Annotated in this window: 15 protein-coding genes; 3 read left to right on the top strand and 12 right to left on the bottom strand. The window is 59.7% G+C overall.

Going from position 1 to position 15,054, the window contains the following annotated elements:
- Positions 1–152: 152 nt before the first annotated feature.
- The 3 genes from tsaB to ppc all read right to left on the bottom strand — a co-directional run bounded on the left by tsaB (position 153) and on the right by ppc (position 4,485).
- On the bottom strand, positions 153–839 hold the full coding sequence (gene tsaB / locus HBO41_RS05255; protein ID WP_169985360.1) for a tRNA (adenosine(37)-N6)-threonylcarbamoyltransferase complex dimerization subunit type 1 TsaB: 687 nt from the start codon (positions 837–839) through the stop codon (positions 153–155).
- 90 nt (positions 840–929) lie between these two features.
- Positions 930–1,577, bottom strand: coding sequence for an adenylate kinase (gene adk / locus HBO41_RS05250; RefSeq protein ID WP_056857561.1), 648 nt, complete (start codon positions 1,575–1,577; stop codon positions 930–932).
- A gap of 280 nt (positions 1,578–1,857) precedes the next feature.
- Entirely contained in the window at positions 1,858–4,485 is a 2,628-nt protein-coding gene (gene ppc, locus HBO41_RS05245; RefSeq protein ID WP_169985358.1) for a phosphoenolpyruvate carboxylase, read from the bottom strand.
- Between the two features lie 184 nt (positions 4,486–4,669).
- Between ppc and HBO41_RS05240 the strand changes: the two genes are divergently transcribed.
- The 3 genes from HBO41_RS05240 to HBO41_RS05230 all read left to right on the top strand — a co-directional run bounded on the left by HBO41_RS05240 (position 4,670) and on the right by HBO41_RS05230 (position 6,563).
- Complete coding sequence (locus HBO41_RS05240; protein WP_099548541.1) at positions 4,670–5,014, top strand: pilin assembly protein; 345 nt, start codon at positions 4,670–4,672, stop codon at positions 5,012–5,014.
- Between the two features lie 282 nt (positions 5,015–5,296).
- Positions 5,297–5,722 carry a DUF4398 domain-containing protein gene (locus HBO41_RS05235; RefSeq protein WP_017137109.1) on the top strand — a complete coding sequence of 142 codons (426 nt, stop codon included), beginning with the start codon at positions 5,297–5,299 and terminating at the stop codon, positions 5,720–5,722.
- A 55-nt stretch (positions 5,723–5,777) separates the two neighbouring features.
- On the top strand, positions 5,778–6,563 hold the full coding sequence (locus HBO41_RS05230; RefSeq protein ID WP_017137108.1) for an OmpA family protein: 786 nt from the start codon (positions 5,778–5,780) through the stop codon (positions 6,561–6,563).
- Between the two features lie 50 nt (positions 6,564–6,613).
- On the opposite strand, the gene HBO41_RS05225 is transcribed toward HBO41_RS05230, so the two are convergent.
- The 9 genes from HBO41_RS05225 to HBO41_RS05185 form a co-directional block, all read right to left on the bottom strand.
- Complete coding sequence (locus HBO41_RS05225) at positions 6,614–6,787, bottom strand: hypothetical protein (protein ID WP_157786501.1); 174 nt, start codon at positions 6,785–6,787, stop codon at positions 6,614–6,616.
- Positions 6,788–6,905: 118 nt separating this feature from the next.
- Complete coding sequence (locus HBO41_RS05220) at positions 6,906–7,232, bottom strand: hypothetical protein (protein WP_017137106.1); 327 nt, start codon at positions 7,230–7,232, stop codon at positions 6,906–6,908.
- Positions 7,229–8,134, bottom strand: a complete 906-nt coding sequence (locus HBO41_RS05215; RefSeq protein WP_099548540.1) for an alpha/beta hydrolase — start codon at positions 8,132–8,134, stop codon at positions 7,229–7,231. Before HBO41_RS05215 ends, HBO41_RS05220 begins: the two co-directional genes overlap by 4 nt.
- Positions 8,135–8,308: 174 nt before the next feature.
- Entirely contained in the window at positions 8,309–9,586 is a 1,278-nt protein-coding gene (locus tag HBO41_RS05210) for a flavohemoglobin expression-modulating QEGLA motif protein (RefSeq protein ID WP_017137104.1), read from the bottom strand.
- A gap of 21 nt (positions 9,587–9,607) precedes the next feature.
- The gene (locus HBO41_RS05205; RefSeq protein WP_017137103.1) at positions 9,608–10,168 is read right to left on the bottom strand and encodes a hypothetical protein; all 561 of its coding nucleotides are present in this window, start codon (positions 10,166–10,168) and stop codon (positions 9,608–9,610) included.
- Positions 10,169–10,225: 57 nt separating this feature from the next.
- On the bottom strand, positions 10,226–10,942 hold the full coding sequence (locus HBO41_RS05200; protein WP_026013712.1) for a TetR/AcrR family transcriptional regulator: 717 nt from the start codon (positions 10,940–10,942) through the stop codon (positions 10,226–10,228).
- A 162-nt stretch (positions 10,943–11,104) separates the two neighbouring features.
- Positions 11,105–12,607: a lysine--tRNA ligase gene (gene lysS, locus HBO41_RS05195; RefSeq protein WP_017137101.1), complete on the bottom strand. Its 1,503-nt coding sequence runs from the start codon at positions 12,605–12,607 to the stop codon at positions 11,105–11,107.
- 71 nt (positions 12,608–12,678) lie between these two features.
- Positions 12,679–13,774, bottom strand: a protein-coding gene (gene prfB, locus HBO41_RS05190) for a peptide chain release factor 2 (protein ID WP_096236834.1) whose coding sequence is annotated in 2 segments (ribosomal slippage) — positions 12,679–13,701 and positions 13,703–13,774 — 1,095 coding nt in all. Because the reading frame shifts where the segments join, the coding sequence is not laid out codon by codon here.
- A 233-nt stretch (positions 13,775–14,007) separates the two neighbouring features.
- Positions 14,008–15,009 (bottom strand): PleD family two-component system response regulator, encoded by a 1,002-nt coding sequence (locus tag HBO41_RS05185; RefSeq protein ID WP_017137099.1) that lies wholly within the window; start codon positions 15,007–15,009, stop codon positions 14,008–14,010.
- Positions 15,010–15,054: the final 45 nt, after the last annotated feature.

Genomic DNA, 15,054 nt, shown 5'->3' with positions numbered 1-15,054 from the left:
ACTCGGTATCAATGATGGCAATTTAGCGGCACTTTCCGTAGCGCGCAAATGCTCTGGTGATAACTAGAACACATAATTTGTAAAAGGTTTACAAACCGGGGCAAATTCTGACGATTGGGGATTTTTGCTCCAAATTGCCAGCATTTTTGACGTCAAATAATCCCGCGTTCAGCCTTGGTTTGCGCAACTTTATCGCGCAGATAAACCGGTGCAGCCTGGTCGGCCGAAATCGCTTCGCCGCGCTCGAAAGCGAAACGTGCCAGGGTCAGCAAGTCTTCGGCGTGGGGCAACATGGCAGCGTCCTGCCCCGCCAATTGCACAGGGATGCGCTCGCCATAACCCCAGCCAGTACCGGCACCAAACCAATCGCCGCTGGCGTCAGCAGGCAACACCGACGATTCCGGAGGCTGTACGGCTTCCACGCCCACCAGACGCATTTCGCCATCGGTTTCGCGGTAGCAGCCCCAATACACTTCATCCATGCGCGCATCAATCGCCGCCGCCACCTGCGAGGCGCCGTGTTCACGCAATGCACGCTGGGCCAATACCGCAAGGTTGGACACCGGCAACACCGGGCGCTCCAGCGCAAAGGCCAGGCCCTGCACCACACCAATGGCAATACGCACGCCGGTAAAGGCGCCCGGGCCACGCCCGAAAGCAATCGCGTCCACGGCAGACAGCGTGGTGCCCGCCTCTTCCAGCAGTTGCTTGATCATCGGCAACAGCTTCTGCGCATGCAGACGCGGGATCACCTCGTAGTGGCTCGTTACCTTGCCATCGTGCAGCAAGGCGACGGAGCAAGCTTCAGTCGCGGTGTCCAGGGCCAGCAGGGTGCTCATCGGTGTAGGTGTCCAAGTCGAAAAAAAGTGCGCCAGTATAAACAACAACGGCCCGCAAGCGGGCCGTTGTACGCAAAGCCGATCGAAGGATCAGCTCAGTGCTTCAAGCACCTTGGCAGTGATGGATTCTACCGAACCCACGCCAGGGATGTGGCTGTACTTCGGCTTGCCTTGGGCAGCCGAAAGCTTCTGGTAGAAATCCACCAGCGGCTTGGTCTGCGAATGGTAGACCGACAGGCGATGGCGCACGGTTTCTTCGGTGTCGTCCTTACGCTGTACCAGGTCTTCACCGGTCACATCGTCTTTACCTTCAACCTTTGGCGGGTTGTAGACGATGTGGTACACGCGGCCCGAGCCTTCGTGAACGCGACGGCCCGCAATACGCTGAACGATTTCTTCGTCTTCAACTGCGATTTCAACCACAGCGTCCAGCTCAACGCCGGCTTTCACCAAGGCTTCCGCCTGGGGAATGGTGCGTGGGAAACCGTCGAACAGGAAACCGTTCTTGCAGTCTTCCTGGCTGATGCGTTCCTTGACCAGGTTGATGATCAGGTCATCGGAGACCAGGCCGCCGCTGTCCATTACGCTCTTGGCGATCAGGCCCAGCTCGGTGCCGGCCTTGACGGCGGCACGCAGCATGTCACCGGTGGAGATTTGTGGAATGCCGAATTTTTCAGTGATGAACTTTGCCTGAGTACCTTTACCGGCCCCGGGAGCTCCCAGCAGAATGACGCGCATCGATGTGCTCCTCAATTTTTTATAGAGATGACGCTCGGATTCGCCGCGTGGGGCCAATCTCGTAAAAATGTGGGTCCTGGCCGATCAAACGGCCAAAGGCTGATCAAGATACACAGCGGGCTCTATCCATACAAGCCGCCAAAAGTCGCAAGAACCGCGCCCGCCATGCAGTCATAGGTAGGGTATGCCTGAGTGCAACCCCGCCTCCTAAACGCCGACCGCCCGTTTCCGGGCGGCCGTCGTTGTTTATCTGCAAGCCATTGAGAACACGCAGAAAACCTCAGCCAGTGTTGCGCAAACCGGCGGCAATACCGGCTACAGACACCAGCAGCGCCTGTTCCAGAGGGCTGTCCTGCGCCGCCTCCTGCTGGCGCGAGCGTGCCAGTAATTCGGCCTGCAACAGGTGCAGCGGGTCGAGGTAGGTGTTGCGCAGGCGAATGAACTCAAGCGTGTCCGGGCTATGGGCCAGCAGTTGCGACTGGCCGGTCAGGCCAAGTACCACGTCGCACGCCTGCGACAATAGGTCGCGTAAGTGCGCACCCAATGGCAGCAAGTCCGGCTGCACCAAACGCTCGTCATACAGCCGCGCAATATCGGCATCTGCCTTGGCCAGCACCATTTCCAGCATATCAATGCGGGTGCGAAAGAACGGCCATTGCTCGCGCATCTGGCCGAGCAACTCACCTTCGCCACGCTCCAGCGCCTTGCTTAATGCCGCTTCCCAACCAAGCCAGGCGGGCAGCATCAGGCGGGTTTGGGTCCAGCCGAAGATCCACGGAATCGCGCGCAGGCTCTCGATACCGCCCGCACGGCGCTTGGCCGGGCGACTGCCCAATGGCAAGCGGCCCAACTCCTGCTCGGGTGTGGACTGGCGGAAGTATTCGACGAACTGCGGATTTTCCCGCACCACGGCGCGGTAAGCACTGACACCGTCTGCTGCCAATTCATCCATCAGATGCCGCCAGGCCGGCTCAGGTGGCGGCGGTGGCAGCAGCGTGGCTTCGAGCACGGCAGCCAGATAAAGGTTGAGGTTCTGCTCGGCAATGTCCGGCAGGCCGAACTTGAAGCGAATCATCTCGCCTTGTTCGGTCGTACGGAAACGCCCCGCCACCGAGCCTGGCGGCTGCGACAGGATCGCCGCATGCGCCGGGCCGCCGCCACGGCCAACGGTGCCGCCGCGACCATGGAACAACAGCAACTCCACCTGTTGCTCGCGGCAGATATCCACCAGCCGTTCCTGCGCCCGGTACTGTGCCCAGGCAGCGGCGGTGGTGCCGGCATCCTTGGCCGAGTCCGAATAGCCGATCATCACTTCCTGCGGGCCTTGCAAGCGCGCGCGATAACCCGGCAATTGCAGCAGACGCTCCATCACCGGCCCGGCGTTATCCAGGTCGGCCAGGGTTTCAAACAGCGGCACCACGCGCATCGGCCGTTGCACGCCCGACTCTTTAAGCAACAGTTGCACGGCCAGCACATCCGACGCGGCACCCGCCATGGAAATGACATAAGAACCGAGTGATGCAGCCGGTGCGGCGGCGATTTCCTTGCAGGTGTTCAACACTTCGGCGGTGTCTGCCGACGGTTTGAAATAACCCGGCAGCAGCGGTCGGCGATTGGTCAGCTCTTTGCTCAGGAAGCTGATGCGCGCTTCTTCGTCCCAGTCTTCATAACGGCCCAAGCCCAGGTAATCAGTGATTTCGGTCATGGCCGCCGAGTGACGACTGGAATCCTGACGCACGTCCAGGCGCACCAGGAACAAGCCGAAGGTCACGGCACGGCGCAGGCAGTCGAGCAACGGGCCATCAGCGATCACGCCCATGCCGCACTCATGCAGCGACTGGTAGCACAGCTCCAACGGGTCAAGCAGGTCGCGGTTGTTTTGCAACACATCGGCAGGCGCAGGCGTGCTGGCGGTCAGTGAGGTATGCGCCCATTGACGCGTGGCGCGCAGGCGTTCGCGCAGTTGCTTGAGCAAGGCACGGTAAGGTTCGACGCTATCACCGACCTTGGCCTGCAATGCAGGGCTGGCCTGCTGCATCGACAGCTCAGAGGCCAGATGATCGACATCTCGCAGGTACAAATCCGCCGCCATCCAGCGCGCCAGCAGCAGCACTTCGCGGGTGACCGGCGCGGTGACATTCGGGTTGCCGTCACGGTCGCCGCCCATCCACGAAGCAAAGCGGATCGGCGCCGCCTCAAGTGGCAGGCGCAGGCCGGTGGCGGCGTGCAAGGCCTGGTCGGCCTTGCGCAAATAATTGGGAATGGCATGCCACAGCGAATGCTCGATCACCGCAAAGCCCCACTTGGCTTCGTCTACCGGCGTGGGCCGGATGCGGCGGATCTCTTCGGTGTGCCAGGCTTCGGCGATCAGCCGCTGCAAGCGCTGGCGGATCTGCTCGCGCTCGGCGCTGGTGAGGTCGCGGTGATCCTGCAACGCCAGTTGTGCGGCAATCGCATCGTATTTCTGGATCAAGGTGCGGCGCGCCACTTCGGTCGGGTGGGCGGTGAGCACCAGCTCAATCTCCAGGCGCGCCAACTGACGGGCCAGGGACTCATTGCTGTGACCTTCGCTTTGCAGGCGCGCCAGCAACTCCGGTAATACGCGAGACTCGAAGGGCGCTGGTTGCGATTCATCGCGCCGATGGATCAGTTGGTACTGCTCGGCGATATTGGCCAGGTTGAGAAACTGGTTGAAGGCCCGGGCCACGGGCAGCAATTCATCTTCCTGTAACTGATTGAGGCGGGTGCTCAGCTCATCGCCAGCACCTCGTCTGTCAGCCTTGGCGCCTTTGCGGATCTGCTCGATCTTGTCGAGAAAAGCATCGCCGTACTGTTCTCGAATGGTGTTGCCCAGCAGCTCACCCAGCAGGTGAACATCCTCACGCAAGCGTGCATCGATATCACTCATCAGCCAATCTCCAGCCAGAAATCCGGGACGCGCAGGCCTTCCAGAGTGCCGCCCGCGTCAGTTTCTGACAAGACACTTTAAACCTTGCGACTTGCAGCTAGTCTCAACAGTGAGTCGTCGTGTTACCCACGCAGGCGACTGGACACCCATCACCGCCTGCCATCGCGGGCTTATTGAGGTTGCCATGAAAATTCGAGAACTGGCCCAACATTGGGAAGAGAACGCCAAGGGTCGCCTGACCAAAACCGAGTACGCGATCCACTTGGACGTCGAGTCCGCTGCGCGCCTGGCCGCTATCGCCGAGATGTACCCCAAGCGCAGCACCGAAGAATTGCTCGGCGAACTGATCGGCGCGGCCCTTGAAGAGCTGGAAGCGAGCTTCCCCTACATCAAGGGCCAGCATGTGATCGCCACCGATGAAGAGGGTGACCCACTGTACGAGGACGTCGGCCCGACGCCGCGCTTTCTGACTCTGTCACGCCGCTATCTGCATGATTTATCAGCCACCGCCGATAAACAGCAACACTGATAAACATTCGAAACCCCCGTTTAACCCCTGTATTCCGGGCCTCACAGTGGCTCGGAGTACCTCTGCGCAACGCGAAAGTTCAAACTTTTAAACGCTGACCAAACAGTCAGATATTTTTTTAGGCAAATCGCCATCTCCGCTGAACTTTTGAAAAAACGCTCCGGTCACAACCAGTAAGCCATCACTTGGAACGGCCGTTTGAAAAGGGCATTTGGTGCTTTACCGCCGGGCCTGAAACCGCCAACCAATGAAGTGGATTTTGATTTTTTCAGGAGTTATCCAATGGAGTTGAAGACGATGAAGACCAGCACTGCCAAATCCTCGTTTAACCATCTGCGCGGGCTGAAATTGGCCGCGCTGGCAATCGGCACCAGCTTCGTTCTGGCGGGCTGCGCCGGCAACCCGCCGACCGAGCAATACGCCGTGACCCAGTCCGCCGTAAACAGCGCAGTCAGCGCCGGCGGCACCGAGTACGCAGCGGTAGAAATGAAGTCGGCCCAGGACAAGCTCAAAGCTGCCGAACTGGCCATGCATGACAAAAACTACGACAAAGCGCGTCAACTGGCTGAGCAAGCCGAGTGGGATGCCCGAGTCGCAGAGCGCAAGGCCCAGGCTGCCAAAGCTGACCAGGCTGTGAAGGATTCCCAGAAAGCTGTGCAGGAACTGCGTCAGGAAGGCATGCGCCCGGCTGTTATCAAACAGCAATAAGCCGCCGCCACTGATTGCACTGCACCCGATATCGAATTGAAAGGACGACACGACTATGCGTAAACAATTGATGATCCCTGCCCTGCTGGCGATGAGCGTTGCTCTGGCGGCGTGCTCCACCCCGCCGAACCAGAACCTGGAAAACGCACGGACCAACTTCTCGGCCCTGCAATCCAACCCGCAAGCCACCAAGGTAGCGGCGCTGGAAACCAAGGACGCGCAGGATTGGCTGGACAAGGCTGACAAGGCCTACCGCGACAAGGAAGACGAGAAGAAGGTCGACCAACTGGCCTACCTGACCAACCAGCGTGTGGAAGTGGCCAAAGACACCATCTCGCTGCGTGAATCCGAAGCCAAGCTGAAAAACGCCGGCGACGAACGTGCTCGCGCCCTGCTGCAAGCCCGTGATGCACAGATCAAGCAACTGCAAGACAGCTTGAACGCCAAGCAGACTGATCGCGGCACTCTGGTGACCTTCGGTGACGTGCTGTTCGCCACCAACAAGTCCGACCTGAAATCCAGTGGCCTGGTGAACATCACCAAACTGGCTCAGTTCCTGCGCGACAACCCGGACCGTAAAGTGATCGTCGAAGGCTACACCGACAGCACCGGTTCGGACTCGTACAACCAGAGCCTGTCCGAGCGCCGTGCCGCTTCGGTACAACGTGCACTGGCTCAACAAGGCGTGGATATCTCGCGCATCGTGACCCAGGGTTACGGCAAGGAATACCCGGTTGCCGACAACGGCAGCGTTTCGGGCCGTGCCATGAACCGCCGCGTTGAAGTGACCATCTCCAACGACAACCAGCCAGTCAAGCCACGCTCTTCCGTTGCTAACTGATTGATTGACGCAGGATGAAAAAACCACCGGAAACGGTGGTTTTTTTTGCTTCAGAATTGGATCTGACGGTTGCTGTCGTCGCCGCCCGCCAACTCGAACTCCGTGCGCCGCCTGGTTTCGTCCTGCTCCTTTTGGGAAAGCTCTGCGTCCCACTCGCTGAACTCATCCAAACTTTGCTGCGCCCGGGCCATATCCAACATCCTGTCTATCGCAGCAATATTCACCGTAACTCTCCCTTGGCTGGCCATTCATAAGTTATCCATCAGCAGCGCTGACAAGCCCTTAAGTGGCATCCTACGGAATACGGTTCCAGATATTTCAGTATCGCTGCATTGAAGCGCTTTACTCTTGAAGTTGCGGGGTTTCCTGGCCCATGCAACGCACGGCTTGTTTCTTGTTATTGACCAGTACGCCGCTCAAGCCTTTCTGTTCGGTATCAAACATCACCAATACGCCATCAATGCATTGCGCCACCTGCGCAGCCGGAGTCAGCGAGACCTTGTAGTCCTCGCCCGGCACGGTCTTGAGCATGGTGAAGTCGCTGAGCAACAAGGCATCTTCCGGCTTGGCGAAGTGCAAGTAGCCGTAAAACCACAGGCAGCCGACGGTGCCGATGATGGTGCCGATGCCGGTGAGGATCAGCGGGATCATGTTGCGTTCTTCGCTCATTGCGGGCTCTCTGATGAATCAACTTTAGGAATAGGGTAATTCGGTATCTCGCCCAGGCGGCGCAGGCCATTGAAGTACTGCGGGTCGTCCAGATAGCGCAGCATCACGGTTTGCCAGGTCTTGTCGGCGAAGGTCTGCACATGGCCGCCACGGGTCAACTGCAACACCCTCGGCGGCGGCGCGGCCTGATACAGGCGAATGCCGTTGGCCACCGGCACAATCGGGTCATCCAGGCTATGGAACAGCAGCTTGGGCACGCCGGTAAGCTGGGGCATGGCATTGATCGCACTGTCGGCGTCGGGCACCAGCCACGACAGCGGCACCTGAAACGGCCATGTTAACCAGGAGGTGCTGAGGGCGAATTGTCCTACATCACGATAACTGGCGGGCACGCCGTCCAGGACCAGGGCCTTGAGCTGGGCTTGGCGCTGCGGGTGTGCCGCCAGGTAATGCACCGCCAGCGCACCGCCCAGGCTCTGGCCCAACACGATCAGCGGCTGGCCTTGGGTTTCAGGGGCCTTGTCGATCCAGCCGAATGCGGCATCGATGTCCTGATACACCGCCGGCAAGGACGGCTTGCCTTCAGACAGGCCATAACCGCGATAGTCCAGCAACAGCACTTGATAGCCCTGCTCCGGCAACCACCAGCTGCCACCCAGATGCCAGGCCAGGTTGCCGCCATTGCCGTGCAGGTGCAGCACCGTGCCTTTGAGCGGCACACCGGGTTTGGCCGGCAGCCACCAGGCATGCAGCTTTACGCCGTCGGCGGTGGTGAGGGTGACGTCGCGATAGGCCAGGTGGGCTTTTTCCGGCGTGAACGGCAGGCCGGGTTCGGGGTAGAACAGCAGTGAGCTGCAGCCGTTTAAAGTGAGTAGCAGGCAAAGAATGCCGAGGATTCTCATCCGTTGAAGCCTCGCTGATAGGTTGTACTCATTTCTCAAGAACCAATGAGATCAAATGTGGGAGCTGGCTTGCCTGCGATAGCGGTCTTTCAGTTAAAACAGCGGTGACTGATACACCGCTATCGCAGGCAAGCCAGCTCCCACCTTTTTGATTCGGTTGTGTCAGGGAAATCTCTACAGGATATTCGAGTAATCCGCCTCGATCCGGTCCAGGCTCAGGTGGTTGAGGAAGTTGGAGAAGCACATCCACGCCGCCAGGGCGTTCATGTCGCGAAACTGCTCGGGCAGGTACTTGGGTGGCACCACCAGGCCTTCGTCGACCAGTTGGCGCAAGGTGCGCATGTCTTCCAGGGTGGTCTTGCCGCAGAACAGCAGAGGCACTTGTTCCAACTTACCTTTGCGCACGGCCAACTGGATGTAGTTGTAAACCATGATAAAGCCCTTGAGGTAGGACAAATCCTTGGTAAACGGCAGACCGGTCGGCGTCGAACCACGGAACACGCGGCTGGCATTGCCGTAGCTTTCGGCCATCTCAAAGCCTTGCTCGCGGAAGAACTCGAATACCTGCAGGAAGTCGGCGCCCTCTTCGACCATATGGATGGCACGGGTGCGGTTGGTCAGTTTGCGCAGGCGACTGGGGTAGGAGGCAAAGGTGATGATCTCCATCAGAATCGCCAGGCCTTCCTGGGTCACCGTTGACGAGGGCGGCCCTTTGGACAGAAAGGTGCAGATCGGCTGGTTCTGGCCATTGAGCGTGGTGCCGACGTGCACCAGGCCTTCGTGCACTTCCAGCGCGCGCACATCACGCTCGTTGAACATCGCGTCGGCGCGGATCTTGATGTAGTCGGCGCCCGCCGCCGCATCGGCGACGATACCGTCGGACTCGAAGACGCGGATGGTCTCTTCGGCCTCACCGAACACCTTATTCAAACGGGTTTGCAGCAAGGCCACGGCATGCTTGGCCGTGAGCGTCTTGGCTTCGTCCTTGAGGTCGCCACGGCCGTCGATCTGGTTGAGGTAGTCAGACATCATCAGGCCCAGGTCGGCCAGCGTCGGGTCACCGGCGTGGAACGCGTCCGAGGCGGCGCCGTAGAGTTCCTGGGAAATCAGGCCGAAGTCCTCGGTGCCCCGCGCTTCGAGCATGCGCACCACCATGCGGTACTCGCGGCACATGCGGCGCATGATCTGCCCCACCGGGCTGAACTGGCCGAGACGACGGGTGATGTCGCGCTCGATGTTCTGGAACTCCAGCTTCACCGCGCTGGAGTCAAACGACAGCGGCCGGCCCAGGTAGTAATCGCGGTCCACGGCCGGCATGGCCTTGCCCTTGGCCTTGAGAAAGCCCTGGCGAATGTTCTCGTCCCACTTCACGGCGTCGAGGACGCGAATCGGTGTTTGTGCCAGCACAATGCGATCGGACAAGGTGCGTATCGTCTGCTGGTAATCGTCCACCCGGTGCTTCCTCTTTAAACGTTATTTGCCCGCGCGCCGGTAGCGCACGGCTTCAACGAACACATCGGCATTGGCCGGGTCATCCAGATAGGCAAATACCTGGTCCATGGGGCTGTCGACCCGCACGCCGTCACCTTCGACGGTTTCCACGGTGCTGCCGCGCAAAGCATTTTGGCCTATGGCTTGATGGATCTGCTCAAGGTCGAGGTTGTAGACCACCAATTCACGCGTTTTGTCGCCCTTACCTTCAAAGTCAAAACCGGCCAGGAAGTAATTGCCACCCAAGGCCGCCGGCAACGGCGCAGAAAGGTACCAGCGGTTGCCATGGCGCGACACCGTAAACAGGTACTCATCACGCTGGCCCGGCTTGGCTTTAGGGTAGCTCACGGCCTTGTAATGCTGCTGATCGACACGGGTGATCTGCAGATTCAGCGGTTCGCCCCAGGCGTTTTTACTTGACCAGTGGCCGAGCAAGGCGTCGGGCGCGGCTTCACTGGCCGGCAGCGGGTCCTTGAAGGTGACCAGGCAACCGCTGAGCAGCAGGAACGACAAGGCGATTGCAATGACACGCCAGGCTTTCATTGGGCACCCCATCAAGTGTGGGAGCTGGCTCCCACATAAAGCAGATTGCGCACGGGGCTAGACCGAGGCCAACACCAAATGCATGTAACGCTTGAGAATCTCAAGCATCTCTTCACCCGTCAGAGGCTCAGGGCCGCCGAGCAGGCCCTGATATTCCATCCGACCGATTATCGCCGTCAACACTCTGGCATCCTGTTGCGGCTCGCGGGAACCCAATACCTGGAAAAACTGCCCGGTGCCCTGCAACAGAATCTGCTGGTGCGAGCGCACCAGCTCAGCCAGGCGCGGGTTAAGCAAGGCTTCCTGGCGAAAGGCCTGTTCGGCCATCAAGTGTTCGCGGCGATTGGTCAGTTGGCGCATCACGTAGTCGGCGGTCAGCCGTGCAATGTCATCGGCCAGTTGTGAGCGTGACTGCGGGCTGCCATCGCCATAGGCGACCATCTCGCGCAGCAGGCCTTCATTGCGCACCCACAGCTTGCCCATGAAGGCAGCGCTGCGCTCCACGTATTGGGCGAAGGTATCGGTGAGCAGGTCATCAATGTCCTTGAAGTAATAGGTGGTGGCCGACAACGGCACGCCGGCCTCTGCTGCCACCGCGCGATGGCGCACACCGCGTACCCCATCACGCACGACGATGCGCATGGCCGCATCGAGAATGTCTTGCCGGCGTTGCTCGCTGCCTCGACGGCTGGCCTTGCGGCCCTGGTACTGGACACTATCAGCCACGGCAGCAGCAATGCCGGCGGCGCCTTCTTGAGCCATTACGCGGTTCACGACAGATCTTCCTTTAATGAGTTATGCGGAGCGTCACGGGCTGCATTCCTGTGCAGAGCCTGGGAACGCTCAGCGCGTGCCTCTTGGCGCCGTTCTGCTGACGGCTGAATTCGTCACACAAAAAAGCCGCCTTATAAAAGGCGGCTTCGGATTTCGCTACGGTTATGCTTGTGGCCGCATGTGCGGGAACAAGATCACATCGCGGATCGACGGCGAGTTGGTCAACAACATCACCAACCGGTCGATACCGATACCTTCACCGGCGGTCGGCGGCATGCCGTATTCCAGGGCGCGAACGAAGTCGGCGTCGTAGTGCATCGCCTCGTCGTCACCGGCGTCCTTGTCGGCCACCTGGGCCATGAAGCGTTCGGCCTGGTCTTCTGCATCATTAAGCTCGGAGTAGGCGTTGGCGATTTCGCGGCCGCCAATGAACAGCTCGAAACGGTCGGTGACGTTCGGGTTGTCATCGTTGCGACGTGCCAGCGGCGACACTTCGAACGGGTACTGGGTAATGAAGTGCGGCTGTTCCAGCTTGTGCTCCACCAGCTCTTCGAAAATCATCACCTGCAGTTTGCCCAGGCCTTCGAAGCCCAGCACCTTGGCGCCAGCTTTCTTGGCGATGGCGCGGGCCTTGTCGATGTCGGTCAGGTCGTCAGCGGTCAGCTCAGGGTTGTACTTGAGGATCGAGTCGAACACCGACAGACGCACGAACGGCTCGCCGAAGTGGAACACCTTGTCGCCGTACGGCACGTCAGTGCTGCCCAGTACCAGCTGCGCCAGCTCGCGGAAGAGTTCTTCGGTGAGGTCCATGTTGTCTTCGTAGTCGGCGTAGGCCTGGTAGAACTCCAACATGGTGAATTCAGGGTTGTGACGGGTCGAGACGCCTTCGTTACGGAAGTTGCGGTTGATCTCGAACACTTTCTCGAAGCCGCCAACCACCAGGCGCTTGAGGTACAGCTCCGGCGCGATACGCAGGAACATTTCCAGGTCCAGCGCGTTGTGGTGAGTCTCGAACGGTTTGGCTGCGGCACCACCGGGGATGGTTTGCAGCATCGGCGTTTCCACTTCAAGGAAGTCACGCGCCATCAGGAAGCTGCGGATGTGCGCAATCACTTGCGAACGCACGCGGAAGGTCTGGCGCACGTCTTCGTTGACGATCAGGTCGACGTAGCGCTGGCGATAGCGCTGCTCGGTGTCGGTCAGGCCGTGGTGCTTGTCCGGCAGCGGGCGCAGCGACTTGGTCAGCAGGCGCACGCTGGTCATTTCAACGTAAAGGTCGCCCTTGCCGGAACGCGCCAGGGTGCCTTCGGCGGCAATGATGTCGCCCATGTCCCAGGTTTTCACCGAGGCCAGGGTTTCTTCAGGCAGGGTTTTACGGTTGACGTACACCTGAATGCGACCGGTCATGTCCTGGATCACCATGAACGAGCCACGGTTAAGCATGATGCGACCCGCCACCTTGACCGGGATTGCAGCCTCTGCCAGCTCTTCCTTGGTCTTGTCCGCGTACTGTTTCTGCAAGGCATCGCAGTAGTTGTCACGGCGAAAGTCGTTCGGGAAGGCATTACCCTTGGCGCGCTCGGCAGCAAGCTTTTCCTTGCGCAGGGCGATCAGGGAGTTTTCTTCCTGTTGCAGGGCTTGCGGGTCGAGTTGTTGGTCGCTCATGTCTTTTGAAATTCCATCACAGGTTCGTTGCCCCCACCGGTGGCAGGGGACTTAAGGTCTTGGCTGACGGTTTACAGCCCCGATTTCAAGCTGGCTTCCAGGTATTCGTCGATATCACCGTCGAGCACCTTGTCGCAATCGCTGCGTTCGATGTTAGTGCGCAGATCCTTGATCCGCGATGCATCAAGCACATACGAACGGATCTGGTGGCCCCAGCCGATATCCGACTTGGTGTCTTCCAGCGCCTGGGAAGCGGCGTTGCGCTTCTGCATTTCCTGCTCGTACAACTTGGCCCGCAGCATTTTCATGGCGGTGTCCTTGTTGGCGTGCTGGGAACGTTCGTTCTGGCAGCTGACCACGGTGTTGGTCGGTACGTGGGTAATACGCACCGCCGAGTCGGTGGTGTTTACGTGCTGGCCACCGGCACCGGAGGAACGGTAGGTGTCGATCCGCAGGTCGGCCGGGTTGATCTCGATTTCCACCTTGTCGTCGATCTCTGGCGAGACGAAAACGGCGGAGAACGAGGTATGGCGACGGTTGCCGGAGTCGAACGGGCTCTTGCGCACCAGGCGGTGTACGCCGATCTCGGTCCGCAACCAGCCAAAGGCGTATTCGCCCTTGATGTGCACGGTCGCGCCTTTGATACCGGCGACTTCACCGGCCGACAGTTCCATGATGGTGGCGTCGAAACCGCGTTTATCCGCCCAGCGCAGGTACATGCGCAGCAGGATGTTGGCCCAGTCCTGGGCCTCGGTGCCGCCGGAACCGGCCTGGATGTCCAGGTAGGCGTTGTTCGGGTCCATTTCGTGGCTGAACATGCGGCGGAATTCAAGCTTGGCGAGGTTTTCCTCGAGACGGGCCAGCTCGGCGACGACATCGCCCACTGCGCCTTCGTCGTTTTCTTCGACGGCCATGTCCAGCAGGTCGCGGCAATCGCCCAGACCGGTGTTCAACTCGTCGAGGGTGTCGACGATCTGCGCCAGCGCAGCACGCTCGCGGCCCAGTTCCTGGGCGTATTCAGGTTTGTTCCAGACAGCCGGATCTTCAAGCTCGCGATTGACTTCGGTCAGACGCTCATGCTTTTGATCGTAGTCAAAGATACCCCCGAATAGTTTCGGAGCGCTCGGACAGGTCCTTGATGGTGTTAAGGATCGGGTTGATTTCCATGGCGGGCAGCACTCGTTGGCGAACTTTTGAAAGCCGACGAGTATAACGACAAACCGGCGCTAACGGCAGCCCGCTTGGCGAAAAGGCGGGGTTGTTGACGATCTCCAGAACGATTGAGATCAAATGTGGGGGCTGGCTTGCCTGCGATAGCGGTGTATCAGGTACAGATGTGGTAACTGACAGGCCGCTATCGCAGGCAAGCCAGCTCCCACAAGGGTTCGGCGGTGTTCTGCTTACTCGATACCGACCTGATTGCGCCCGTTATGCTTGGCCGTGTACAACCCCTTGTCCGCCGCCATGATCAACTGCCGACAATCCGTACCCTGCAACGGCGTCATGGTCGACAGGCCGATGCTGATAGTCAGGCTCGCCCCTTCTGCCGGGGCAATGTGCGGGATCTTCAGCCCCGCAACCGCCATGCGCAGCTTCTCGGCCACCAGGCGCGCACCGCCCGGCGAAGTATTGGGCAGCACCAACGCAAACTCTTCACCGCCGTACCGCGCCGGCAAGTCCGAAGGTCGGCTGCTGGCTTCACGGATGCTCGCGGCGACTTTGCGCAGGGCTTCATCACCTTCGACGTGGCCAAAGCTGTCGTTGTAGGTCTTGAAGAAGTCCACATCGATCATCAACAACGACAGCTGGGTCTGGTCACGCATGGCACGGCGCCATTCCAGCTCCAGGTATTCGTCAAAGTGGCGGCGGTTGGACAGCCCGGTGAGGCCATCGGAGTTCATCAGCCGCTGCAGCACCAGGTTAGTGTCCAGCAATTGCTGCTGGCTCACACGCAGCGCGCGATAAGCCGCATCGCGCTGCAACAGCGTCATATACGAGCGCGAGTGATAGCGAATGCGCGCCACCAGCTCGATGTTATCCGGCAGCTTGACCAGGTAATCATTGGCCCCGGCCGAAAACGCCGCGCTCTTGATCAGCGGGTCTTCCTTGGTCGAAAGCACGATGATCGGGATATTCGCCGTGGCCGGGTGGTTGCGGTATTCGCGCACCAGTGTCAGGCCATCAAGACCGGGCATCACCAGGTCTTGCAGGATCACCGTCGGTTTGATGCGGATCGCCTGGGCAATCGCCTGATGCGGGTCGGCGCAAAAGTGAAAGTCGATGTTTTCTTCGTGAGCCAGGCCGCGCCGCACAGCTTCGCCGATCATGGCCTGGTCGTCGACCAGCAACACCATGGCAGCGTTTTCGTCGGTCTTGATGTCGTCGATCTGTAAATCATTCATGTGCAGTCACCTGAATTACTTTCCTGCAAGCCGGCACTGCGAGAG

This window comes from Pseudomonas sp. WS 5146 (genome assembly GCF_012985495.1).
GTDB classification, from domain to species: domain Bacteria; phylum Pseudomonadota; class Gammaproteobacteria; order Pseudomonadales; family Pseudomonadaceae; genus Aquipseudomonas; species Aquipseudomonas edaphica.
This window is presented reverse-complemented; position numbering and strand designations above follow the sequence as displayed.